Annotated in this window: 21 protein-coding genes; 15 read left to right on the forward strand and 6 right to left on the reverse strand. The window is 68.0% G+C overall.

Annotated elements, in window-relative coordinates; all coding sequences use genetic code 11:
• The first annotated feature begins 239 nt into the window (after positions 1-239).
• The 4 genes from VGV37_RS27505 (at position 240) to VGV37_RS27520 (ending at position 3,977) form a co-directional block, all read left to right on the forward strand.
• Positions 240-461: a hypothetical protein gene (locus tag VGV37_RS27505; RefSeq protein WP_326883011.1), complete on the forward strand. Its 222-nt coding sequence runs from the start codon at positions 240-242 to the stop codon at positions 459-461.
• Between the two features lie 151 nt (positions 462-612).
• Positions 613-1,260 carry a helix-turn-helix transcriptional regulator gene (locus tag VGV37_RS27510; RefSeq protein WP_326883012.1) on the forward strand — a complete coding sequence of 216 codons (648 nt, stop codon included), beginning with the start codon at positions 613-615 and terminating at the stop codon, positions 1,258-1,260.
• Positions 1,261-1,676: 416 nt separating this feature from the next.
• Entirely contained in the window at positions 1,677-2,843 is a 1,167-nt protein-coding gene (locus VGV37_RS27515; RefSeq protein ID WP_326883013.1) for a M20 aminoacylase family protein, read from the forward strand.
• A 9-nt stretch (positions 2,844-2,852) separates the two neighbouring features.
• Entirely contained in the window at positions 2,853-3,977 is a 1,125-nt protein-coding gene (locus VGV37_RS27520; protein ID WP_326883014.1) for a pyridoxal phosphate-dependent aminotransferase family protein, read from the forward strand.
• On the opposite strand, the gene VGV37_RS27525 is transcribed toward VGV37_RS27520, so the two are convergent.
• Together VGV37_RS27525 and VGV37_RS27530 are read right to left on the reverse strand one after the other, a co-directional pair.
• Entirely contained in the window at positions 3,974-4,459 is a 486-nt protein-coding gene (locus tag VGV37_RS27525; protein WP_326883015.1) for a GNAT family N-acetyltransferase, read from the reverse strand. The genes VGV37_RS27520 and VGV37_RS27525 overlap by 4 nt on opposite strands.
• Positions 4,460-4,550: 91 nt before the next feature.
• Positions 4,551-5,030 (reverse strand): MaoC family dehydratase, encoded by a 480-nt coding sequence (locus VGV37_RS27530; RefSeq protein ID WP_326883016.1) that lies wholly within the window; start codon positions 5,028-5,030, stop codon positions 4,551-4,553.
• 143 nt (positions 5,031-5,173) lie between these two features.
• Between VGV37_RS27530 and VGV37_RS27535 the strand changes: the two genes are divergently transcribed.
• On the forward strand, positions 5,174-6,040 hold the full coding sequence (locus VGV37_RS27535; RefSeq protein WP_326883017.1) for a DUF4349 domain-containing protein: 867 nt from the start codon (positions 5,174-5,176) through the stop codon (positions 6,038-6,040).
• Positions 6,041-6,114: 74 nt separating this feature from the next.
• On the opposite strand, the gene VGV37_RS27540 is transcribed toward VGV37_RS27535, so the two are convergent.
• Positions 6,115-6,972, reverse strand: coding sequence for a class I SAM-dependent methyltransferase (locus VGV37_RS27540; protein WP_326883018.1), 858 nt, complete (start codon positions 6,970-6,972; stop codon positions 6,115-6,117).
• Complete coding sequence (locus tag VGV37_RS27545) at positions 6,965-8,143, reverse strand: cyclic nucleotide-gated ion channel (RefSeq protein ID WP_326883019.1); 1,179 nt, start codon at positions 8,141-8,143, stop codon at positions 6,965-6,967. The genes VGV37_RS27540 and VGV37_RS27545 overlap by 8 nt, the downstream gene beginning before the upstream one ends.
• Before the next feature lie 204 nt (positions 8,144-8,347).
• Between VGV37_RS27545 and VGV37_RS27550 the strand changes: the two genes are divergently transcribed.
• From VGV37_RS27550 to VGV37_RS27565, 4 genes are all read left to right on the forward strand, one after another.
• Entirely contained in the window at positions 8,348-8,845 is a 498-nt protein-coding gene (locus tag VGV37_RS27550; protein WP_326883020.1) for a DUF302 domain-containing protein, read from the forward strand.
• 5 nt (positions 8,846-8,850) lie between these two features.
• A complete protein-coding gene (locus VGV37_RS27555) occupies positions 8,851-10,194 on the forward strand; it encodes a dihydrolipoyl dehydrogenase family protein (protein ID WP_326883021.1) in 1,344 nt (447 codons plus the stop codon).
• Between the two features lie 195 nt (positions 10,195-10,389).
• On the forward strand, positions 10,390-11,532 hold the full coding sequence (locus VGV37_RS27560) for a hypothetical protein (RefSeq protein ID WP_326883022.1): 1,143 nt from the start codon (positions 10,390-10,392) through the stop codon (positions 11,530-11,532).
• Positions 11,533-11,714: 182 nt separating this feature from the next.
• A complete protein-coding gene (locus VGV37_RS27565) occupies positions 11,715-12,452 on the forward strand; it encodes a response regulator transcription factor (protein WP_326883023.1) in 738 nt (245 codons plus the stop codon).
• Positions 12,453-12,466: 14 nt separating this feature from the next.
• On the opposite strand, the gene VGV37_RS27570 is transcribed toward VGV37_RS27565, so the two are convergent.
• Positions 12,467-13,666, reverse strand: a complete 1,200-nt coding sequence (locus VGV37_RS27570; protein ID WP_326883024.1) for an MFS transporter — start codon at positions 13,664-13,666, stop codon at positions 12,467-12,469.
• 111 nt (positions 13,667-13,777) lie between these two features.
• Between VGV37_RS27570 and VGV37_RS27575 the strand changes: the two genes are divergently transcribed.
• Positions 13,778-14,656 carry a LysR family transcriptional regulator gene (locus VGV37_RS27575; RefSeq protein WP_326883025.1) on the forward strand — a complete coding sequence of 293 codons (879 nt, stop codon included), beginning with the start codon at positions 13,778-13,780 and terminating at the stop codon, positions 14,654-14,656.
• Between the two features lie 38 nt (positions 14,657-14,694).
• Here VGV37_RS27575 and VGV37_RS27580 read toward each other — a convergent pair whose 3' ends face one another.
• Positions 14,695-16,875, reverse strand: coding sequence for a response regulator (locus tag VGV37_RS27580; protein WP_326883026.1), 2,181 nt, complete (start codon positions 16,873-16,875; stop codon positions 14,695-14,697).
• 223 nt (positions 16,876-17,098) lie between these two features.
• On the opposite strand from VGV37_RS27580, the gene VGV37_RS27585 reads away from it, so the two are divergent.
• The 5 genes from VGV37_RS27585 to VGV37_RS27605 all read left to right on the forward strand — a co-directional run bounded on the left by VGV37_RS27585 (position 17,099) and on the right by VGV37_RS27605 (position 24,635).
• Positions 17,099-20,554: a response regulator gene (locus tag VGV37_RS27585; protein ID WP_326883027.1), complete on the forward strand. Its 3,456-nt coding sequence runs from the start codon at positions 17,099-17,101 to the stop codon at positions 20,552-20,554.
• A 131-nt stretch (positions 20,555-20,685) separates the two neighbouring features.
• Positions 20,686-21,537, forward strand: coding sequence for an ABC transporter ATP-binding protein (locus tag VGV37_RS27590; RefSeq protein ID WP_326883028.1), 852 nt, complete (start codon positions 20,686-20,688; stop codon positions 21,535-21,537).
• The gene (locus VGV37_RS27595; RefSeq protein ID WP_326883029.1) at positions 21,530-22,342 is read left to right on the forward strand and encodes an ABC transporter permease; all 813 of its coding nucleotides are present in this window, start codon (positions 21,530-21,532) and stop codon (positions 22,340-22,342) included. The genes VGV37_RS27590 and VGV37_RS27595 overlap by 8 nt, the downstream gene beginning before the upstream one ends.
• 29 nt (positions 22,343-22,371) lie before the next feature.
• Positions 22,372-23,394 carry an ABC transporter substrate-binding protein gene (locus VGV37_RS27600; protein WP_326883030.1) on the forward strand — a complete coding sequence of 341 codons (1,023 nt, stop codon included), beginning with the start codon at positions 22,372-22,374 and terminating at the stop codon, positions 23,392-23,394.
• Complete coding sequence (locus VGV37_RS27605; RefSeq protein WP_326883031.1) at positions 23,391-24,635, forward strand: ABC transporter substrate-binding protein; 1,245 nt, start codon at positions 23,391-23,393, stop codon at positions 24,633-24,635. The genes VGV37_RS27600 and VGV37_RS27605 overlap by 4 nt, the downstream gene beginning before the upstream one ends.
• The last annotated feature ends 3 nt before the right edge of the window (positions 24,636-24,638 follow it).

Consider the following 24,638-nt stretch of genomic DNA (forward strand, 5'->3'; position numbering starts at 1 on the left):
CTATATTCATCAGGCTCGTGTCGTGCCCGTGGGATCGGTCCAGCCGCCCACCGGATGGCACAATCCCGGGCCGGCGGCTGGGCTTTCGTCCCAGGGCCGGCCCGGCAAAATTCCGTCAGGTTAAATCTTTGTCATGCGTGAAAGAGAAGTGGGCGCAACCCCGTTGTGTAGGTGATCGGGACATTGCAGCAAGTCCGGATCGAACTGCCCCCCATCGCTGCATTGGAAAGACCTTCGACATGCGTTTTCTCACCTCGTTCGCCGTCGCCGCGCTGATGCTCTCGGTTGCCGCCCCGCTCGCCGCCCAGGCTCAGACCGCCGATGCCGCCGCCCCGACGGCGGTCAAGACCCATCACTCGGTTCATCGGGTCAGCCACAAGGCCAAGAAGCACACCGCCAAGGTCCATAAGACCGCGCATCACACCCACCGCGCTGCCAAGACGCCGGTCAAGCAGTCCTGATCGACCGAGCCCTGGGGGCCGGCTCGCCCGGCCCTCATCGTCTTTGCCGCCCTTACGAAAGCGCCGCCCCGCATGATGGGCGCAACGATGGCCATGGCCTCGTGCTAAAGTCCGCCGCCGTTACTTCGAAAGCTGCGGGAGGCATTCCTCGATGTCGGGCTCGTCGCATACCCTCCGAACGTCTCTGTCGGTTCGCTCGACCGACAGCCGCCGGACCGAGGTGATCGAGGGCGAGCGGACCGATTGGCGGTTCCGGCCGCATTTCCATGCCGGCGACGAGATCGTGCGCGTCTTGGCCGGTCGCGCCCGGCTACACCTGCCCACGTCTTTCCAAGACGTCGAGGCCGGCGAGACGGTCATTGTCCCCGCCCGCACGATCCACCGCTTCGAACCATTGGACCAGGATGGTTGGGCGTTTTCGTCCGAATTCCAGTCGCCCCTCGCTTCCGTAGTGCCGCCGCCCCCTGCCGGAACCCGCGAAGCCCTGGGCGCCAGGGCGCGGAAACTGCTGGCCGGCCGGGAGTCCCTGCAAACCGACGTCGAGGCGATCGCCGAGGCCTGCGCCGTCTCCGCCGGCTATCTGTCGCGCGCGTTCCGCCGCGAGACCGGCACCAGCCTGCATAATTTCCACGTCCTGCTGGCGCTGCACAAGGCCAAGGACCTGCTCAAGGACCACGCCCCGGTCGTCGAGGCGGCACTCGACGCCGGCTTCTATGACCAGGCTCATCTGACGCGCGAATTCGTGCGGACGCTCGGCATGACGCCGGGCACGTTTCGCTCCGCCTGGGCGGCCGCATAGGTTCGATCCATCCAAGACCGCCGGCGCGCGATGGGGTCATCATTGCGGCATGTCGAACCCGACCCCTCGCTCTACTCCCGTCGCCGATCGCCGACCCTATCGGCTGGGCGGCTGCGGATCACCGCCGCGGCGGCGAGGCCGGGCCGTTCTGTCTGCCGGCGGGGCGCGCTGCGTTTCTCGCGGAACGGTAGCGAGACCGCCCTGGCGCCGGGGGATTTCCTCGATCTCGAGCGAGCTTGGCCCACGGCTTCGAAAACCCCAGATCGATACCGGCCGAAGCGCTGGCGCTCGAACGCTTCATCGAAGCGGCCGGCGAACCCGGCTCCGCCGAGGCTGCCGTCCGTTCCGTCTAGAATTTCGGCCATGAAGAGCGTCGCCGACGCCCATGGCATCACCTAAGCCGCAAGGAAGCGACCATGAAATCCAGGATCACCGAGGAAACCCTCGCCAATATGCGCGACTGGCGGCACACGTTGCACGCCATGCCGGAACTCGCTTATCACGAGACGAAGACTGCCGATTTCATCGCGGCCCGTCTGATCGAGATGGGCCTGCGCGTCGAGCGCGGCCTCGCCGGCACTGGCGTCGTCGGCATCCTGGAAGGAAAAGGCACCTCGGACCGGGCGATCGGCCTGCGCTGCGAACTCGACGCTCTGCCGATCGAGGAGGCGAACGGCTTCGGCCATGTGTCGCGCCACGACGGCCGGATGCATGCCTGTGGCCATGACGGCCATATGGCGATGGTCCTAGGTGCCGCCGACCACCTGTCCCGCAACCGCGACTTCACCGGCAAGGTCGTCTTCGTGTTCCAGCCCGCCGAGGAGAACGAGGGCGGCGGCCGCCGGATGGTCGACGCCGGCCTGTTCGAGCAATATCCCGTGCAGTCGATCTACGCGGTCCATAACTGGCCGGGCCTGGCCGAGGGGCGGATCGCGGTCCAGCCGGGTCCGATGATGGCGCGATTCGATACATTCGATTTCATCGTGCGCGGCCAGGGCGGCCACGCGGCCCTGCCCCACCACCTGCAGGACCCGACCGTCGCGGCCGGCCACCTGATTGCTGCGATCCAGACCGTGGTGGCCCGCAACATCGATCCGTTCGAGCAGGGCGTCGTGTCGGTCACCTTCATGAACGGCGGCCAGGTCCATAATGTCGTCCCGGACGTCATCACGGTCGGCGGCACGGTGCGCACCTTCGACGACGCGGTGCAGGACCGGATCGAGAGCCGGCTGAAGGCGATCGCATCCGGCCTGGGCGCCGCCCTCGACGTCTCGATCGAGCTGGTCTACGACCGGCGGATGCCGACCACGATCAACACGGTCCGCGAGGCCGAACTGGCCCAGCGCGCCGCCCAGGCCGCGTTCGGCGCCGGGACGGTCGACACGCAGTTCCGCCCGTCGATGGGATCGGAGGATTTCTCGGTGATGCTGCAGAACCGGCCGGGCGCCTATGCCTGGATCGGCGCCGGGCCGCTCGTCTCCGGGACCGGGCTGCACCAGGCGTCCTACGACTTCAACGATCGGATCCTCGGCATCGGCGCGGCCTACTACGACGCGATCGTGTCCGAAGAACTCGGCGGCTGAGGGCGGCGCATGATCGTCCTGACCGGCCGGCAAGGCGCCCGGACCGAGAGCGGCGAGCGCCGCCTGCTCATGTTCGGCTCGAACGACTATCTGGGCTTGGCCGGAGATCCCGCAGTCGTGCACGGTGGGATCGCGGCGCTGGAGCGATACGGCACCGGGCTGGCGATGAACCAGCCGTTCGCGACGACGCCGCTCCACGAGGCGCTGCGCGAACGGATCGCGGATTTCACCGGCACGGAGGCGGCATTGCTGTTCGGCTCCTGCACGACGGCGAACATCGCCTTGTTGACCACGCTCGCCGGCACCCTCGACGCCGTCGTCCTGTCCGACGCCGACAACCACGCCAGCATCATCGACGGCTGCCGCCTCGCCCGGGGGCGAACGATCGTCTATCGGACACGCGATCTGGTCGACCTGCGCGACCAGGTGGCCGCGACCCGGGCCAGCCCCAACCGGACCGTCGTTTCCGACGGCGTGTTCTCGGTCGAGGGCGATGTGGCGGACGGGGCCGAATTGGCCCGGATCGCCCGGCAAGCCGGCGCATCGCTCGTCCTCGACGATTCCCATGCCGCCGGTGTGATCGGCGCACGCGGACGGGGCACTGCCGAAGCCTGCGGCCTCGATGCGCGCACCGATGTCGCCGCCGTCACCGGCACCTTCGCCAAGGCCTTTGGGGCGGGCGGCGGCGGCTATGTCGCCGGCTCGGCAACATTCATGGCGGAGGTCAAGCGCGCCGCCCGCTTCTACATCTTCTCGACCGGCATGCATGTGGCCGCCGTCGGCGCCGCCCTGATCGGCGTCGACCGCGCCACGACGGACATCGAACGCCTGGAACGCCTGCGGGCGAACGTGCTGCGTCTGCGCACCCGATTGATCGCGAGCGGATTCACCTTGCTGGGCGGCGGTGCCTCGCCCATCACGCCGATCCTGATCGGTGACGAGGAACAGGCCCGGCGTCTGTCCCTGTGCCTTGCCCAACGCGGCCTCGTGGCCCCGGTCATGACTTTCCCGATCGTGCCGCAGGGCGCCGCCCGCCTGCGCCTGCAGCCATCAGCCTGCCATGACGAGGCGGACATCGACCTCGCCTGCGAAATCTTGGCGGAAGAGGCGACGGCGGTCGGGCTGTTCGCCTAGAGATCGAGCGCCATGTACATCGTGCCCGGGACCGGGTTTTCGTAATACGGCGCGATCTCGCGAAAGCCGAGCGCCGCATAGAGCTTCTGTGCCGACCGCATCGGGGCGAGCGTGTCGAGCAGCAGGCGGGCATATCCCGCGTCCCTGGCGGCGGAAATGATCGCCTGCGCCAGGCGTCGGCCCAGATCGTGGCCGCGGGCCGCGGGCCTGACGTAAAGGCGCTTCATCTCGCACTGGCCCGCTTGCGCGAGGGGCCGCAACGCCACGCAGGCGACCGGGTGCCGGGCCGCGTCCCTGGCAAGCAGGATCGTCCCGCCGGGTGCAGCGTATTTCCCGGGCAGCCCGGCGAGTTCGGCATTCACGTCCTGGAACGACAGGTCGATGCCCAGGCTCTCGACATATTCGGCGAAGAGGCCGCGCACCGCGTCCGCGTCGCCCGGAAAGCGGGCGGGGGCGATGCTCATGGTCGAGGGGCTGCTCATGGACCTGGTTCCATACGGGTGGTGTTCTGCCGAGCGACGATAGCGGACCGGGACGGCGCGCGCTTGGACAGTTCTGACCTGAGAACGCCGGTCAGGCGGGTACGCGCGCCACGATATGGTACAGCACCAGGGTCAGCATGCCCTGCCCGTCCTGGTTCGTGACGGCATAGCGGATCTGGACCGTGCCGCGGTCCGGCCGCCGTTCCGAGGGCGTGATGCTGACGATGGTCCAATCCAGACTGAGCACGTCGCCGGGCCGCACCGGCCGCAGCCATTTGACGTCGGTCATGCCGCTGCCGCCCAGGTTGCATCCGACCAGGATGCCGGTGCGCACCGACAGGCCGAAGATCGCCGATATCGTGTGGATGCCGCTCGCGACCAACTGGCCGAACATCGAACTTGCCGCCGCCTCATCGTCCAGATGGAACGGCTGCGGATCGAAATCCGTCGCGAAGCCGATGATGTCGGCCCGCTCGAGCACGACGCTGCCCAGTTCGAAGCGCTGGCCGACGGCGAGTTCCTCGAGGCCGGCGATCCGGGGTATCGGTTCCGGGGGTAGGGTGAAGATCATCGTTTATCGCCTCGCTACGTCGTTTCCGGGCGTTCGGGCCGCGCTTCGACCCGCCACAATCCCGTCAGATTGCCCCCCTAAGGTCCTGTTCCGCAACGGCGCAACCGCCGATGCCGCCCCATCCTGCTCCGGAGCCTTCGATCATGCCTCTGCGTTTTCTCCAGGTCGCCGCCCTGCTGGCGCTCGCCCTCGCCGGCTGCGATCAGACACCGCTGAACAGCAGAAGCGGCACCGGCAGCGCTCCACCCATGGCTGCGGCGGCCCCCGCGGCGATGAAACGGGCGGAGGTGCCGAACGGGCCGAAGCTCGCCTACCATCATTGGCTGGAATTCGAAATGCCGGCACCCGGCGTGGCCGCGCGCTACGAGCGGGCGCGCGACAAGTGCCTGGCCGAGGCGGCTCAAGGCTGCATCCTGGTCAATGCGTCGATCGATGCCGGCGACGTGCGCAACGGTCGCCCGCCCCATGCCAGCCTGGCGATGCGGGTGCCGCACGACGCCGTCGAGGCGGTCGAGCAAGGGATACTGCAACCGATCGCGGGCGAAGCGCCGGGGACGACCAAGCTGCGCGCCCGCAACACCACGGCCGACGACCTGACCGCCGCGATCCAGGACGTCGACCGCCGGTTGGCCCAACTGACCGACTATCGCGACCGGCTGACGGCGCTGGCCAAGCGCGCCGACGCCAAGGTCGAGGACCTGATCAAGGTCGAGCAGGAACTGTCGAACACGCAGAATGAGATCGAATCGATCACGGCCCAACAGAAGCACCTGAACGAGCAGGTCTCGACCGAGTTGCTGACCATCACCCTGTCGGCCGAGGCCGCGGTCGAAAGCATGACCGGCCCGATCGGCCAGGTCTGGCGCAACGCCGGCCTGCTGCTGGGCCAGAACACGGCCGCCGCCCTGCGCTTCGCCATCGGGGCCATACCCTGGCTGGTCGTGATTGCGATTGCCGTCCTGCTGCTGGCCCTGCTGCGCGTTCTGTTCCGGCGCAAGCGGCGGGCTTAGGGCCAATAACCGTCATCCCGCGCAGGCGAACGCGGCTTTAGCCGGGTTCCTGCCTGCGCGGGATGACGATGAGGTTACGGCGCCGTCGCGGTCACGATCCAGATCGCGGCGGGCAGCGGCACGCGGTTGCCGTCGACGTAGGGAGCCAGAGCCTCGCGCACCGAGCCGGCCGCGGCCGTGCGCAGGGCGCCGGAGGCGCCGTCGAGCGCGCGGCTGGTGGCACCGATGTCGAGCGTATAGGCGACCGCCGCGTCGAGCCCGCCGCCCGACGCCAGGTCGAGGTCGAGATCAATCGGCTCGAGCGCCACGCCGGTGAAGCCGGCGCCGGCCAGGATGCGCCTGACCCGCTCCGGATCGCCGAACGAAAACGGCCCCGGATCTTCCGGCCCCGGCTTCGGCAGGCGCGGCACATGCAGGTAGGCGGCCTGCAGCGGCACCATCATCCAGGAATTTTCGGAGGGCACGCGCCAGCAGGCGAACACGAGGCGGCCGCCCGGCTTCAGGCCTTGGCGCATGTTGGCGAAGGCCGCGGTCGGATCGCCGAAGAACATGACGCCGAAGCGCGAGAACAGCAGGTCGGCTGCGGTGGCTGTGAAGGGATGCCGGGCCGCGTCGGCGCAGACCAGCGAGACGCCCGCCCGGCCGGCCAACCGCTCGCGCGCCCGTCCCAACATCGGCTCGGACACGTCGGCGGCGAGGATGGTGCCGCCCGGCGCCACCTGGTCGGCGAGCACCAGGGTCGTGGCGCCGCAGCCGCAGCCGATGTCGATCACCCGCTCGCCCGGTTGGGCAGCCGCGCGGGCCAGCACGACCTCGGCCACGGGCGCAAGCACCCGGTCGGTCAATTCCTGGCGCTGGACCCAATGGTCGCCGCCGGCGCCATTCCAATAGGCGATCTGGTCGGAATGCAGGTCGGGAGCGGCCTCATTCATGCAAAGTCTCCTTCGGTTGCGCCAGCCCGCCGATCCCGAGCCGGCGATCGGCCTCGCCCTGGATCACTTCGAGCAGCTCCGGCCTGGACGCGGCGATCGCACGGAAATCGGCGATGTCGAGCACCAGCAGCCGGCATTGGGTGATGGTCACGACCGTGGCGGTGCGCGGCCCGCCGGTCAACAGCGCGATCTCGCCGAAGAACTGGCCCGGCCCCATCAGGTGCGGCTTGGGCTTCACCAGCGCCTCGACCTCGCCCTGCACGATGAAATACATGCAGTCGCCCGGCTGGCCGCGCCGGGCCAACACGGTCCGCGCCGGCACCTCGCGCGGACGCAGCATGTTGGCGAGATCGGCGATCGTGCCCGGCCCGACATCATGCAGGAACGGCACCTGGGCGACCAAATCCCAGTTGCGCAGAAAGTCGCGCCGGCGCAATTCGTTGGAAAAACCGGTTGCGAGAATGCCGGCGAGCAGCCCGAACACGGTGATGCCGCAGATCATGACGAAGCCCGCGAGCAGGCGGCCGAACGGGGTCGTGGGCACCGAGTCGCCATAGCCGGTCGTGGTCAGCGTCGTGACCGCCCACCACAGCGCCATGGACAGGCTGCCGAAGCGCTCCGGCTGGACCAGGCGTTCGGTATGATAGGCCAGCACCGCCGCCAGCAGCATGACCAGCACGAAGATCAGGAACACGCCCAGCACCGGTTGGCGTTCGCGCGCCAGCACGCGCCACAGCATGTCGAGGCCGGTGGTGTAGCGCGCGAAGCGCGAGATCCAGAACACGGCCAGCAGCGGCGCGCCGCTTGGCGTCCAGGCGGCGAAGACAAGGCCGACCGCCAGCGGCAGCACGCTGCCGAGGTCGATCACGCCGTTGCGCGATTGGATCCATTCGAGCCGGATCTGCCAGAGCGTGCGGTCCTTGAGATCGCGGTTGGCCGGCGCCACCCAGACCCGTGCCAGATAGTCGAGTACGAACCAGCCCCAGATCGCGGCGATGGCATAGAGGCAGCCCGCCGCCACGAACGGCGGCAAATCGGGCTGGGTCGCCGCCACGGCCGACCCGATCCCGACCAGCACCAGCAGCGCATCGAACACCCGGTAGACGAGCGTCGAGCGCGACAGCGCCTGCTCGTCGATCAATTGGCAGATCAGGGTTTCGAGGGCCTTCATCGATACTCCGAAGGTCGGGTGAGCAAATTCGAGGATGGCGCACCCGGCGCACCGGCGGCAAGGCCGGCCATTCCGGGACGGCGGCGAGGAAACCACAGTGTCCGGGATTCTCCTGTGACCAGCGTCATCGCAGATCGCACGCGGCGATGCGAGAGTATAGATGGTGGCGGGGGCGAACTTTTGCGGACGGGGAGTACGGGGGCGATGGGGCAGAAGGCATACGGCTGGGGCTGGCGCCTCGCGCTGGCCCTTTCGCTCGTCGTCGTGACGGTATTGACGGTCACGCCGGCCCGCGCCGACGAGGACGAGCCCGAATCGGTCGGCCCCTATCCCGGCACCGTGTCCCAGCAGACCGGCTATCCGTTGGGCGATGCGGTCCGCCGGCTGGAGAAGGCGGTCCGTTCGAACGGGCTAACCCTGGTTGCGACGGTCAATTCCGGCGGCCGCGGCGCTACCGGCGCCACCGTCATCCTGGTGTCGAGCAGCGACTATTGGGGCCGCATCCTGAAGGCCAACCAGTTGGCCGGCATGGAAATGCCGATCCGGCTCTATGTCGCCGACAACGGCAACAAGACCGCCGCCGTGATCTATCGCACGCCGAGCTCGATCTTCGCGCTTTACGACAGTCCCGAACTCGACCGCCTGTCCGGGGAGCTCGACCAGGTCTTCGCCAAGGTCGTCGACGACGCGATCGGCGAATAGCCGTCGTGAGCACGCCCGACCGCTACGACATCTGCGTCATCGGCAACGGCGCCGCCGGGCTGGCGGTCGCGACCGGCGCGGCCTTGCTGGGCGTGCACGTCGCCCTGGTCGCGACCAGCCATCCGGAAGACGACGGCGCGCTCGATCTCGTCACTGTGGCGCTGTCCGCCGCGGTCCGCGTGCCCGGCACGGAATTCGCCGCCGCCAAGCGCCATGTCGACACCGTTCTGGCAGCCGCGGCACCGGCCAACAGTCCCGAACGGCTGCAGGCGCTGGGTATCGCCCTGATCGACGGCCCCGCCCGCTTCACCGGGCCAGACCGGATCGCCGTCGGAACCAGGACCATCACCGCCCGGCGTTTCGTGATCGCCAACGCCGGCCGGATCCCGGTTCCGGCGATCCCGGGGCTAGACCGGGCACCGTTCCTGACGCGCCGGACACTGGCCGCCCTCGACCGGCAACCGGAACATCTGGCGATCGTCGGCGGCGGGGCCGAGGCGCTGGAACTGGCGCAGGCCTATCGTCGGCTCGGCAGCATGGTCACCCTGATCGGCGATGGCCCGGTACTGGACGGGGAAGATCCCGAACTGGTCGATCTCCTGCTGCTGCGCCTTCGGGCCGACGGCGTGCGGCTGCTGGACCGGATCGATGCCGTCACGGAGGATCATCGCCTCGCTGCCGGGGCAGAGATGATCCGGCCGACCCATCTCGTGCTCGCGACCGGGCGCCGGCCCGATCTGGATAATCTCGGGCTCGACGCGGCCGGCGTGAGGACGGGACCGGACGGCATCGCGGTAGACGACCGGCTGCGCACGCGCAACCGGCGCATCCATGCGTTGGGCGATGCCATCGCACCGCAGGACCATGCCCAAGGCGCCGGTGCCCAGGCCGGCGTGGTCTTGCGCAATATCCTGTTCCGGCAAGGTGCCCGCTGGGACGACGGCGCAGTGCCGCGCGTTGTCCAGACCGATCCGGGCCTGGCCCAGGTCGGCCTGACCGAACCGCAGGCGCGCGGCGCGCGTGTCCCGGTCACCATCCTGCGCTGGCCGTTTCATGACAATGACCGCGCTCGCGCCGAGGGCAAGCCGCACGGCCTGGTCAAGATCGTGACCGGCCCCCGAGGCCGGATCCTCGGCGCCGGCATCGTCGGACCGCACGCCGAAGAGCTGATCCAAACCTGGCAGCTGGCGATCGCGCAGAAGTTGAAGATCGGTACGATGACCGGATTGATCGCGTCCTATCCGTCCCTGGGCGACGCATCCAAGCGTGCGGCGGCCACGTTCTTTGCGCCGAAGCTGCTCGGCAGCAGCACCAGGCGACTGGTTCGCTGGCTGGCTCTCTTCGGCTGATCGATCGATTTCATTCGATTGCACTTGTTCTTAACAAGGCGGCCGGGGCGCTTTGACTCGTTTTTTGTTTACCGCTGTCGGACGCAATCCTTAGACTAATACGCGTAGCAATCGAGTATCCTGCCGATACGGCTACCAGATCGGGAAATAAGCCGTTGCGAGCGACCTGCTCACGGCTCGGGGACGGCGTCCAGCATGCGTGGCAATCCGAAAAGCCTGTTCCTGCCCTCGACCTTCGAAGAGCGCGGAACCGCTGCCCCGTTCACTACGCCCAGCCTGGTGCTGAGCCGGGTGCGGCCGGACGAGCGCCACGGTCTGGTGCTGCTGATGCCCAACCTGGGCGGCGCGGATGGTGCCTATGTCGTGCCCTGGGCCGCCGTCGGCGACGTCATCACCATGTCGGTGCACGACCGCGCGCTGCACGAGGAAGTACTCTCGACGCGCGCAGTGACGCCGGCCTCGATGCGTGTCGCCTCGCTCAAGATCGCCCGCACCGGCCTGGCCGGGCCGAAGGCGGCGCATTCGGCCGAACTGCTGCTCGAAGTCGAGGAAGGGCACTATGTCGAAACGCACTTCCTGCTGATCCTGTCCCTGCTGGGATCGCTGGGCATGAGTTCGCGCCAATTGCTGACGCTGAAGCCCGACACCGACGATTGGAAGGCCCTGGTGCGCTCCATGCTGCACCAAGCCGGCGAAAGCCTGCGGGTCGATACCAACCTGGTCTATGAACGGATCGGTGATCTGGGCCGCATCCTGTCGCCGATCGGCCTCGCCGTCTCGCGCCAGGGAGGCCGCCTGCGCCGGCTGCTGAGCGAACTATCGCGCTTTCGCGACACGCTGGCCGAGTGGAGCGCCAACGACCAGTCGGAGATGTCGCCCTATGCCGCATTCGCTGCCGAAGTGGCGGAATTGACGGCCGGTGTCGCCGCCACGACGTTCGTCAGCCTCGACCGGGCGGTCGGCGACATCTCGGTCGTGATCAGCCAGTGGGAAAAGCAGATGCCGCTTGCCGAGCGCGCCGCCGCCCGCCTGTCCTGGCTGCTCGACGGCTGGGACTATATCCTTGCCATGTGGTCGGCCGTCGAAGACGCCGGCCGACCGGAACAGCGCGAAGGCGTCTCGCAGATCATGCGTGTCCTGCCGCTCATCCCGCGCGGCGAGACCGAGTGGGACGAGAACGAGGTCGAACGGCGCCACGAATTGTTCCAGCGCAAGCGGATCCGCGCAATGATGGACTGGCGCACCGGCCAGTACGACGTCGAGATGGTCAACCGCTACGAGACGGTCAAGGTGCAGGTGACGGACGTTGCCGCCGGCCTCGCCCGGAAGACGCTCTGAACCGTCCCGCCGGAGCCTCGGCGTGTGCGAACGATGTGACCAGCGTCCCCGGAATCAAGTCTACTCACCGCATGTTGAATGCTTTTCCGAGCCATGTTAATTCCTGTTAAAAGCTTGTTGCTCCCCTGTACTCAAGCGAAAACGCCGAGGTCGGCCCTCCTCTCGAAGCGGGACTAAAGTCCATGCGACATTTGTTGGTGATCGAGGACGAAGACTTCTCTCGATCTTTGCTTGCGGCCTATCTCGAGACCGGGGGCTTCATCGTTTCTGGGGTTGGATCCGGCGAGCGGGGATTGGCGGCGATCGACAGCGGCAAGATCGACGTGGTCCTGCTCGACCTTGGCCTGCCCGACCTCGACGGCATCGAGGTGCTGAAACGCATTCGGGCACGAACTGCCATTCCCGTCCTGATCATTTCGAACCGGGAACGGGTCGAGGATCGGCTGGCGGCACTCGAGGCCGGTGCCGACGATTTCCTGGTGAAGCCCTTCGACCCGCGCGAGTTGACGGCCCGGCTCAAGGTCGTGCTACGCCGGTCGGGCAGCAGCACCCAGCGGTCCGAGGGCGACGGCGAAGCGTTGCGGGAACTGCGCTTCGAGGGCTGGACGCTGCGGTTCTCGACCCGCGACCTGATCTCGCCGGACCAGGTCGCCGTCCCGCTCACCCCGTCCGAGTTCAACCTGCTGGCCGCCCTCGCTTCGGCGCCGCTGCGCGTGCTGTCGCGCGAGAAGCTGCTGGACGCGATCGCCCGGAAAGAAGACGCGCCGATCGACCGGACGATCGACGTGCTGGTCAGCCGCCTTCGGCGCAAGCTCGAGGCCGACTCGCGCCGGCCGCAATTCATCGTGACCGTGCCGGGTTTCGGCTACCGCTTCGCGACGCCGGTCACCGAAGCGATGTCGGCGACCGGCGTCCGCTGAGACGTTAGGCGACGTCAGGACCGCGCCGCCGTGCGGCTGCCGCCGATGGCGAGGATGACGGCCCCGGACGCCAGCATCGCGCCATAGACGCAGACCGCGGTCCAGCCACCGAAGCGCCAGGCCGCCGTGGCACCGGCAGAGCCGAGGGCGCCGCCGATGAACATGATGGTCATGAAGATCGTGTTGAGCCGGCTACGCGCCTGCGGATGCAGCGCATAGATCAGGTGCTGGTTGGATACGAGCGCGCTTTGCATGCCGAGGTCGAACAGCACGACGCCCACGACGAGGCCGGCGAGCGCGCTCCACAGGCCGAACAACAGCCACGATGCGAGGGCCAGGCCGGCTGCCAGCAGGATGATCCGGTGCGGGCCACGGCGATCGGCCAGGCGGCCAGCGAGCGGCGCCGCGAACACGCCCACGGCGCCCACCACGCCGAACAGGCCCGCGACGTCGGCGCCCAGGTGGAACGCCGGTTCCTCCAGATGCAGCGCTAGGATGGTCCAGAAGGCGGTGAAGGACCCGAACAGCGCCGCCTGCATTACCGACGCGCGCCGCAACACCGGCTCCGTGCGCCAGAGATGAGCCAGGGAACGCAGGGCCGCGCCGTAGCGCAAATCGGTGTGCGGCACGCTGCGCGGCAGGGCGGCCGCCATCATGCCGGCGGCCGCGAGTGCCAGCGGCATCCCGACCCAGAAGGTCGTCCGCCACCCGAAATGGGTGCCGAGGAAACCTGCGAGCGTGCGGCTGAACAGGATGCCGCACAGCAGCCCGCTCATGACCGTGCCGATCGTGCTGCCGCGCGTTTCCGCTGTGGCAAGCGAGGCGGCGAAGGGGACGATCTGCTGGGCGACGGTGGCACTGCAACCGACGAGCAGCGACGCCAGGATGAGGATGCCGGCCGAAGGCGCCAGCGCCGCCACGACGAGCGCTGCCGCCAGCGCCAGGAACTGCAGGACGATCAACCGGCGACGATCCACGAGGTCGCCGATCGGCACCAGCAGGAACAGGCCGGTCGCATAGCCGAGTTGGGTCGCGGTCGGGATGAACCCGGTCAGATGCGATCCCGGAAAATCGCGCTCGATGATGCCGAGCAACGGCTGGTTGTAATAGATGTTCGCCACGGCGAGGCCGCAGGCGATCGCCATCGCAAAGGTCAGGCCGCGGCCCAGGACCGGGCCGGTGGCAGCGGGGAAAAGGACTTGGGCTTCGCTCATTCTTCGTGCCCTTTCGCACAGGAGAGCCGGAACGCCGACCGTATCTGGCCTCTTAGCGATAAATGCGGTAGTGATGGGTTTCGAGATTTCGGTATATCGAAAGTCGATATAATGGACACCAACGCCGTCGCCGTGCTGGTCAATGCCGCGAGTGCCGGCAGCCTGTCGGCCGCGGCCCGGCGGCTGGGGATCACGCCCATGATCGCGACCCGCCGCTTGGCGGCGCTCGAACGCGATCTGGGCGTGCGCCTGATGCACCGTACCACCCGCTCGGTCTCGCTGACGCCGGAGGGCGAGGCGTTCCTGCCGTTCGCCCAGGCGCTGGTCGAGGGCGAGGCGGCCGGCCGGGCGAACCTCAGGCCCGCGGCCACCGGAGTGTCCGGCCTGCTGCGCGTGACCGCCTCCGCCGCGTTCGGTCGCAAGATCGTGGCGCCGATCGTTCCGGGCCTGCTGCGTGACAATCCCGACCTGCGCATCGACCTGGAACTGACCGACAGCATCGTGGATATCGTGGCGAGCGGCGCCGACCTGGCGCTGCGTATCGGTCGCCTGCGCGACAGCAGCCTGATCGCGCGGCGACTGGCGCCCAACCCGCGCGTGCTGTGCGCCGCGCCCGCCTACCTCGCCGGACGGGGTGCGCCGACCACGATCGAGGAACTGGCCCGCCATGAATGCCTGGCCCTGACCGGCGCCACCCACTGGCCGTTCGAGATCGACGGCAAGGAGCGCCGGGTGCGCATCACCGGCCGCTTCACCGCCAGCAACATCGAGGGCCTGCGATCGGCCTGCCTGGGCGGCGCCGGGATCGGGCTGTTCGCTGCCTGGAACGTCCAGGACGAATTCCGGGCGGGAACGCTGGTGCCGGTACCGCTGGTCGGCGCCGCCCCCGAGGAGCATTCGATCTGGGCGGTCTATCCCACGGCCCGGCTCGTGCTGCCCAAGCTCAGGCTGTTCGTATCGACCCTGGAGACGGTGTTGGCCTGCCTGTAGCGCCAAACCGGGCGACGCGTCGGGTAATGCCTGACGCGTTAATCGGCCGCGCGCCGGTCCCGCGCGATCACCGCCAAGGTCTCGCCCAGCACAGCGTCGGCAGTGGCGATCGCCTGCGGCAGATGCGGGATCAGGGACGATAATTCCTGGTCGAGCCCATCGCGGGCGGCCGATTCCATCTTCTCGGCCAGCACGCACAAGGCATCGAGCCGGGCCGATGCGGCGAGACCGGCCAATCGATGCGCGGCGGCGGCGATCCGCGCTGCATCGCCCAGCGCGATCGCCGCCGCCAGGGCAGCGTCCGACTGGGCCAACGAGCCGCGCGCCGTTTCCAGAAGGCGCGCAGCGACGTCCGGCCCCAGATCCTCGACCAGCCGGGAGAGTCCGGTCGGCGGGGACTCCGGAAAGACCGTGTCGCCGACACCGAGCATGGGCACGAGCGCCTGGAGCAACTGCTCGATCACCACCGGCTTGATCACCACCCCGTCCATGCCGGCGTCGCGGCAGATGGCGAGATCTTCCGGTCGCGCATTGGCGGTGACGCCCAGGACCGGCACCCGGGGCCCGCAGCCACCCTGACTACGCAGACGACGCGTCGTCTCGATACCGTCGAGATCGGGCATCCGCACGTCCATGAGCACGGCATCGACGTCCATGCGGTTCAGGATGTCGAGCGCGCCTTCGCCCCCGGCGGCCTCGACCACGACCGCACCGCGGGCCCGCAACAGTTCGCCCAGCAGGAACCGATTGGCCGGTTCGTCGTCGACCACCAGGATGCGCCGTCCGGCGACATCGGCCATGGCGGTCGCCGATGGCGGCGACATCGCACGATCGAGCGCCACCGGCAGGGCAACCCAGAAGCAGCTGCCTTCGCCCAACCGGCTGGCGACCCCGACGTCGCCGCCCGACAGCCGGGCCAGACGGCGGCAGATCGCGAGCCCCAGGCCGGTGCCGCCGAAGCGCCGCCTGATCGACGGGTCGGCCTGGACGAAGGGCTCGAAGACGATCGCCTGCTGCTCCGGTCCGAGACCGATGCCGGTATCGACGATCTCGAGCCGCAGCATCGGCCCGGCCCCCGCTGTCGCCGGCCGCAGCCCGCCGCGCACGACGATGCCGCCGCGCTCGGTGAATTTCACAGCATTGCCGATCAGGTTGAGCAGGATCTGCCGCAGACGGCTTTCATCGCCGACCAGCGTGTCCGGCAGCGCACCATCGAGCATGGCGACCAGGTCGAGCGCCTTGGCGCCGGCGTCCGGCAGGACCAGCGCCACCACGTCCTCGACGATCTGGCGCGGCCGGAACCGGGTCACCGTCGGCTCGGCCTGGCCGGCATCGACGCCGGCGAAATCCAGGATGTCGTCGATCGTGACCTGCAACGTGCGGCCGGCGACGGCGATGATGTCGACACAGCGCCGCTGCATCCGGTCGAGCGCCGTGTCGGACAACAGGCGAATGGCACCGATGGTCGTATGGATCGGCGTGCGCAATTCGTGGCTGATGGTCGACAGGAAATCGGACTTGGCCCGGCTCGCCGCGTCCGCTTGCGCCAGCGCCGCGCGCAGATCGTCGGCCTGCCCCGCCAGGCGCGCGGCGAGCCCTTCGTTCTTGAGGCGCAACGCGAAGGCATGGGCATAGACCCGCCCGATATTGGCGCCTTGCACGGCCAACGCCAGGGCCAGCACCGCCGTCGTCACTGCCATGCCCGTCTGGAAGGCACCCCCGTCCATCGACAGTCGGATCGACAGCAGCGGCAGGCATGGCGCCAACGAACAGAAATAGGCGGTCGGGAAGGTCGAGAGCACGCCGGCACCCGCCGTGTTGAGCACGCAGATCGCCAGGATCAGTATCGCTTGCGGTTCGATCTCGCCCGGTACGAAGAACAGGAACGCGCTGAGTCCCCAGACCGCCCCGGTCGCGAACGAGCCCAGGACGGCGGCCGCTTTCCACGGGCGCGTCGCCGTCCCGAGGTCCCTGCGGTAAAAGCGCGAGGTCAGCAGCAGGCGGGCGCCGAGGATCACGAGTTGGATCGCCAGCCACGCCCAGACCGTCGTCCGGTCGAGCCGCCCGCCGATCGACCAGATCACCAGGAACGCGGCGATCAGATTTCCGCTGAGCACGGTCGGCAAGGCGGCGAAATAGGCCGTGAGCTGGGCCGCCACCAACGCCGCGGCGTCGACAGCCGCTTCATCCCTCCCGGCCGGTTCGGCAACCCGCGGCATCGTCTCTCCCCTGGTGTGGAACTCGCTGAATGATCGTACGATAGTATGGGGGATCCTCGGCAAACGAGCGATCGTTCCGGTGATGGTTCGGGAACGTTACTTTTACGTTTGGCCGTCATAGTGGCGAGTACAATGTTCAACAAGCCCGCCGCGCCGCGGGAAATCCGGTGCTTCCATTGATTGCGGCCTGATGCGACGCACGGGCAGAGAGGACAATTTGCGCATGCCGTTGGTTCGCCTGCCCCGGACAACCATCGCTCTTTGCGCCGTCGCTCTCGCCGCCCTGGCCGTCATCGTGCTGTCGGGCTGGTTCGCCGTCGAATCCCGCACCATCGCGCTCGCCAATGCCGGCATCGCCGAGCGCAACCTGGCCCGCGCGCTGACCCAGAACGCCGATCGCGCCATCGAGGGCACCAACATCGTGCTGCGCACGAGCGTCGACCTGGTGGAGCAGGCCGGCCTCAAGACCTTCAGCGAAGACACGCTCCATGCGTTCCTGCAGGAACGGTCGGACGGGCTGCTCGCGATCAAGTCGCTGATCGTCACCGACGCCGACGGCCATCTGCTGGCCGATTCGGAAGCCTACAACGTCACGGCCGTATCGGTCGCCGACCGCGACTTCTTCAGGGCGCACCGGGATACGGTCCTCAACGATTATTTCGTAGGTGCTCCGGCCCATTCCCGGCTCGACGGCCAATGGACCTTCGCCATCAGCCGCCGCATCAACAACCCCGACGGCAGTTTTGCGGGCATCGTCGTCGCCGACGTCGACCTCAGCTATTTCAAGCTGTTCTACGACACGATCGACGTCGGCACCGCCGGCCGCATCGCGCTCATGCGCGCCGACGGCACGATACTGACCGAAAAGCCCTACGAGGCCGGCGCGACCGGCTCGCACTATGTCGACGATCCGGACTATCAGGCCCATGTGGCCGCGGTCGAATTCAACACGTTCCGCGCGGCCGGGCCGGACGAGGTCGAGCGGCTGGTGACCTACCATCGGTCCGAGGATGGCCGTTTCGTCATCGCGGTGGCCCTGCCGGTGGCGAGCGTGCTGGCGGACTGGCAGCGCGACACTGCCCGCAACATGGAGATCGCCGGCACGGTCGGCCTGGTCATCCTGCTGCTGGGCATCGCGCTGTGGCGGCAGTATCGCCGATCGGAAGCGGCGACGCGCGAGGCGGCGGCCGCGGCGGCCGTGACTCTCGAAAAGAACGCCATCCTGACCACGATCCTGCAGAACCTGCCGGACGGCATCCGGGTGCTGGACCGCGACTTGAAGCTGGTTGCCTGGAACGACGTCGTGTTCGACGTGCTGGCGCTGGACCGCGACACGGTGCTGACGGCAGCGGATCCCAGCCGGACGATGCGGCGCCTGATCGCCCAGCGGGGCGCGGTCGAACCCATCGATGCCAACCGGGTGAACGAGCGGCTGATCCGCGAGGAAACCCGCATCCGGGCCGGCAAGCCGATCCGGTTCGAGCGCCAGCAGGTCGACGGCAGCTGGATCGAGGTGCGCGCCCATCCCATGCCGGACGGCGGTGAGGTCGCGATCGTGCGCGACATCAGCGAGCGCAAGCAGCGCGAGATGGAGGTCGAGGAGGCACGGCGGCGGCTCGAACGGCAAGCGATGGATTTGATCGCGGCATCCGGCGAGCTGACCATCGCGCGCGCCGAGGCCGAAGCCGCGCGCGCCCATGCCGAGGCCGCGAACCAGGCGAAGTCCGAGTTCCTCGCCAACATGAGCCACGAGATCCGCACGCCGATGAACGGCGTGCTGGGCATGGCGAGCCTGCTGCTGTCGAGCGGCCTCGACCTCGAGCAGCAATCTTTCGCCGAGGCGATCCAGGCATCGGGTGAGAACCTGCTGGCCATCATCAACGACATTCTCGACATCTCGAAGCTGGAAGCCGGCCGGGTCGAGCTCGACGCCATCGACTTCAATCTGGAAGCGCTGGTCGAAGGCGTGGTCGAGATCGTGGCGCCCAGGGCGACCGAAAAGCGATTGCAGCTGGGCGCGCTGGTCCATCCAACGGCCAAGGGCGATTTCCGCGGCGACCCGAACCGGCTGCGCCAGGTGCTGACCAACCTGGTCGGCAACGCGGTCAAATTCACCGAGGCCGGCAGTGTCACGATCGAGGTCGCGACCGTCGCGGTCGACGACGACGCCTGCATCATCCGCCTGGAAGTGAGCGACACCGGCATCGGGATTTCCGAGGACGCGCGCGCCCACCTGTTCCAGAAATTCAGCCAGGCCGACACGTCGATCACCCGCCGGTTCGGCGGCACCGGCCTTGGCCTCGCAATCTCCCAGCAACTGGTCGAGCTGATGGGCGGCTCGATCGATATGACGAGCGGGCCGAACGGCTCGACCTTCTGGTTTACCGTCCGGCTCGATCGCGCCCAGGCGCCGGTCGAACAGCGCACGGCGCCGACCGTGCCGCTCGACGGCAAGCGCGTGCTCGTGGTCGACGACCTGGCGCTCAACCGACGCATCTTCCGCGGCCAGCTCGAAGGCTGGGGCCTGACCGTGATGGAAGCGGAGGACGGATTTGCGGCGCTCGCGATGATCGAGCGTGCCGGTGCCGCCCGCATCTCGTTCGATTTCGTCGTGGCCGACCAGCATATGCCCGGCATGCTCGGCGAGGAGTTGGCCGAACGGATCCGCGCCCGGCCCGACCTGTTCCATGGCCATATCGTGCTCGCATCCTCCATCGGCCTGAAGCCCAGAACCCACGGCGATCGGCTGCTCGCCGACGTGGCGCTGGTGAAGCCGATCAAGGCACGCGCGCTCCAGGACTGCCTGATGGACTTGGCCGCCGGCAAGGTGCCGACCGCCGGCGTCAACCGAGACATCGACCTGCCCGCACCGGCACCGCCGGGCGCCGAGACCGGAAGGCGCATCCTGCTGGTCGAGGATAATGCCATCAACCAGAAGGTCGCCCGCGCGCTGCTGGAGCGGGCGGGCTACCGGGTCGATGTGGCGATCCAGGGCGCCGACGCCCTCGCCCGTATCGAGGCGGAGCGCTACGACATCGTGCTGATGGACATCCAGATGCCGGTGATGGACGGGATCGAGACGACCCGGCACATCCGCGCCCGCGCCGACGACAAGGCGAACCTGCCGATCGTCGCCATGACCGCCAACGCCATGGAGGGCGCCCGCGAGGAATATCTCGCCGCCGGCATGGACGACTATATCTCGAAACCGATCGACTCCCGGCTGATGCTCGAGCTGATCGACCGGCTGGCGGGCAACGGTCGTCCGCCCATGATCGACGCTCCGTCGACGACCAGGCGGCGCAAGGCGAAGGCCAAGTCCGCCGACCTGCCGGTACTCGACGAGGCGCACCTGGAGTCGATCCGGCAAGTCCTGGCGCCCCGCGAATTCCTCGACCTGATCGGCGCTTTCGTCGCCGGCGCCGCCGAGCGGGTCGCCCAGATCGAACGACTGGTGGACGCCGGCGATTTCCCCGCGATCTTCCGCGAGGCGCACGACATGGTCTCGACCGCCGGCAATTTCGGCGCCCGGCGGGTCGAACGCGCCGCCCGACACCTCGAGGCCGCTGCCCGGAACCAGGATCGCGCTGCCCTGGAGAGCATCGCCATCGAACTCCAGCACGAAGCCGCCGTCGCCCTGGGCGCCCTGCGCGAACAGGTGATGGGCGTGCCGGCCTGATGCCGTTCCCATCTCTATTCGTTACTACCCCATTGCATCCGACGCCGGTCTGGGGATGATGCTTTCCTAAGACCAAAGACGGGGATGGGGGGCGACGTGAAGCGCATACCGGCTTGCCGGACTGGATCGGCATGAGCGGCGTGCCCCTGGCTGAGGTGCGGACGGTCGCTGCGACCGTGCCGGCCGCCCTGGCGTTCGAGCGCGTCACCTGCCGCTTCGCGAACCGGCAGCGCAAGGGCGAGAGCTATGTGGCGCTCGATGGCATCGGGCTGACCGTCGGCGAGGGCGAGTTCGTCTCCGTCGTGGGCCCGACAGGCTGCGGCAAGTCGACCCTGCTCAATCTGGCTGCCGGCCTGCTGCGGCCGAGCGAGGGCAAGGTCACCGCATTCGGCGCCCCGATCGACGGTCCGAACCGCCGCGCCGGCTACCTGTTCCAGTCGGATGCCCTGTTTCCTTGGTCTTCCGCCCTCGACAACGTGACGGCCGGCCTGTGTTTTCGCGGCACCGACCCGGCCGAGGCGCGAGCCAAGGGCGAGGATTGGCTGGTCCGGACCGGCCTCAAGGGTTTCGGCGGCTACTACCCGCACCAGATGTCCGGCGGCATGCGCAAGCGCGTGGCGCTGGCGCAGACCCTGATCCTCGACCCGGACATCGTGCTGATGGACGAGCCGTTCTCGGCACTCGACGTCCAGACCCGGCAGATGATGGAGAACGAACTGCTGGACCTGTGGGCCGCCAGGCGCAGTTCGGTGCTGTTCATCACCCACGACCTGGAAGAAGCGATCTCGATGAGCGACCGGGTGCTGCTGCTGTCCGCCGGACCCGCCTCGCGCATCATCGGCGAATACCCGATCGACCTGCCCCGGCCACGCGACGTGTCCGAGATCCGCCTGACCCCCGACTTCCTGGATCTGCACCGGCGCATCTGGAACGACCTCAAGGCCGAAGTGATGAAGTCCTACGAGCAGGCCCGCCGTGGCTGACGCCGCCTGGAAAGGATCGGGCACGATCGGCCGCGCGCCGTTGTTCGGCCTGCGCGCCGCGGTGCTGATCGCCGTGCTGGGCTTCTGGCACCTGGGCGGCAGGCTGGGGTTCCTCGACCCGTTCTTCTTCGCGACGCCGATCGACGTGATCGCGCGGACCTGGACCGACCTCGGTACGGTCGACATCTACCGGCACCTGTGGATCACCACGATCGAAACGCTGCTCGCCTTTGCGATCGGCACGATCGGCGGCATCGCCGTGGGTTTCTGGCTGGGGTTGGCCCCGCTCGCCTCGCTCGTGTTCGATCCCTACATCAAGGCGGCGAACGCCCTGCCCCGCGTCGTGCTCGCGCCGATCTTCGCGCTATGGCTCGGGCTCGGCATCTGGTCCAAGGTGGCGCTGGGTGTCAGTCTGGTGTTCTTCATCGTGTTCTTCAACGTCTACCAGGGCATCAAGGAGGTGAGCCCCGTCGTGCTCGCCAACGCCCGCATGCTGGGCGCCTCGCGCCGGCAGCTGCTACGCGCTGTCTACCTGCCCTCGGCCCTATCCTGGGTATTCTCAAGCCTGCATACCGCGGTCGGTTTCGCGCTCGTCGGCGCGGTGGTCGGCGAATACCTGGGATCCGCCGCGGGCCTGGGCTATCGCATCCACCAGGCCGAGGGCGTGTTCGACACGGTCGGCGTGTTTTCCGGCATGCTGATCCTGACCATCTTCGTGATCCTGGTCGATGCCGGGGTCAGCTTCGTCGAAAACCGGTTCCTGGTCTGGCGCCCCGATGCGGGCGGACGACCGGACGCGGCATGAACCAAGAGACTTTTCTGGGGAGGAAAGCGATGAACATCAAGACGGGCGTGGCCCTGGGGCTGCTGGCGCTGATCGCGGGCGGCGCCGCCCGGGCGGCCGACGTGGAAAAGCCGGACCTGAAGCTGTCGGTCGGCGGCAAGGCGCTGCTGTATTACCTGCCGCTGACCGTCGTCGAGCGGCTGGGCTACTTCAAGGATGCCGGCCTCAACGTCGAGATCTCGGACTTCGCCGGCGGCTCCCAGAGCCTGCAGGCGCAGATCGGCGGCAGCGTCGACATCACGACCGGCTCCTACGAGCACACCATCCAGATGCAGGCCCAGGGCAAGCCGCTGGTCGCCGTCGTCGACCTCGGCCGCTATCCGGGCATCGCCCTCGGCATCGCAAAGTCCCGGGTCGCCGAATACAAGTCGTTCAAGGATCTGAAGGGCATGAAGATCGGCGTGACCGCGCCGGGCTCCTCGACCAATTTCATGGTCAGCTACCTGATGATCAAGGCCGGCTTGAAGCCCGAGGACGCGAGCTTCATCGGCGTCGGCGGCGGTGCCTCGGCGGTGGCCGCGATGCGCCATGGCCAGCTCGACGCGATCTCGAACACCGACCCGGTCATGAGCGAGCTGGAGACCGCCGGCGACGTGCAGATCGTCGCCGACAGCCGGACCGCCGCCGGCTCGAACACGGTATATGGCGGGGCCTCGCCGGCGGCCGTGCTCTACATGAAGCCCGAGTTCATCAAGGCCAATCCCAAGACGACCCAGGCGCTGGTCGATGCCTTCGTGCGCGGGCTGCACTGGATGCAGGTCCATTCGCCGGAAGAGATCGCCGCCCTGATGCCGCCGAACTACCAGGGCGATAACAAGGCGCTCTATGTGACTGCGATCAAGAAATCGATGGCGATCTATTCGCCCGACGGCCGGTTCGATCCAGCAGCGACCGCCAATACCCTGAAGGTGCTGCAGGTGTTCGACGACAAGGTCAAGGCCGCGACGATCGATCTTTCCAAGACCTACGACGAGACTTTCGTCGACCAGGCCGCCAAGGATGTGAAGCAATGACCGACAAGATGATTTCGCGCCGCCTGTTCAACGGCGGCGTGGCGGCCCTGGGTGCGCTCGGCACGATGAAGCTCGCGGCGCCTGCGATCGTCCGGGCCGAGGCGGCCAAGCTCAAGGTCGGCGTGCTGCTGCCGCGCTCGGGCCTGCTGGCCCAGGCCGGCCAGGCCTGCCAGCGCGGCGCCGACATCGCGCCCAAGCTGCTGGCCGACATGGGCGTCCAGATCGAGATCCTGAGCGCCGACACGGAATCGAGCGTCGACGTCGCCCGCGCGCGGACCGAGAAGCTGATCCAGGACGGCGCCAACGTGATCGTCGGCGCGTTCGACAGCGGCCAGACCATCGCGGCCCTGCAGGTGTGCGAGCAGCATGGCGTGCCGCTGGTCATCAATGTGGCATCCGCCCCGCCGATCACCGAGCAGGGCTACAAGACCGTGTTCCGCAACTTCCCGACCTCGGGCGCGCTCGTGAAGAACGGCCTGGCATTGATGAAGGACCTGTTCCAGGCGAGCGGTACCACGCCCAAGACCGCCGTGTTCCTCTATGCCAACGACACGTTCGGCCAGGCCAACAAGGCGGCGATCGACGCGATCCTGCCCGGGCTCGACATGCCGTTCAAACTGGTCGAGAGCATCTCGTACGACCCCAACGCCCAGGACCTGGCGGTCGAAGTGTCGAAGGCCAAGGCGACCGGCGCTGACGTGGCGCTCGTGACCACGCGCTCCAAGGACGCGATCATGATGGTGCGCGAGATGGTCAAGCAGCGCTGGGAGCCGATGGGCCTGATCAGCCCGGGCAGCCCGGGCATGTATGACGAGCAGTTCTACAAGACGCTGGGCAAATACGCCGACTACGCCATCACCATGGTGCCCTGGTACGATCCCAAGAGCGAGATGGCGCACCAGGTCGAGGCTGCGTTCAAAGCGCAATTCCCGAACGACCGGTTCGAAGGCTACGCCTTCAACGTGGGTTTCACCTTCGAGGCGATCCTGGTCGCGGCCGATGCGTTCAAGCGCGCGGGCTCGGCCGATCCGGCGGCTTTGCTGGCGGCACTGCGGACCACTCACATCGAAAAGCACATGATGGTGGGCGATCCGATCAGCTTCGACGCCAAGGGCCAGAACAATGGCGTGGGTTCGGCCGCGATCCAGAACCGCGGCCAGAAACCGGTCGTGATCCTGCCCGCATCGGCGGCCCAGGAAAAACCCACCTTCCCGGTGCCGGCCTGGTCGAAACGGACGTAACTT

This window comes from Aliidongia sp. (genome assembly GCF_035943795.1).
Taxonomy (GTDB): domain Bacteria; phylum Pseudomonadota; class Alphaproteobacteria; order ATCC43930; family CGMCC-115725; genus Aliidongia.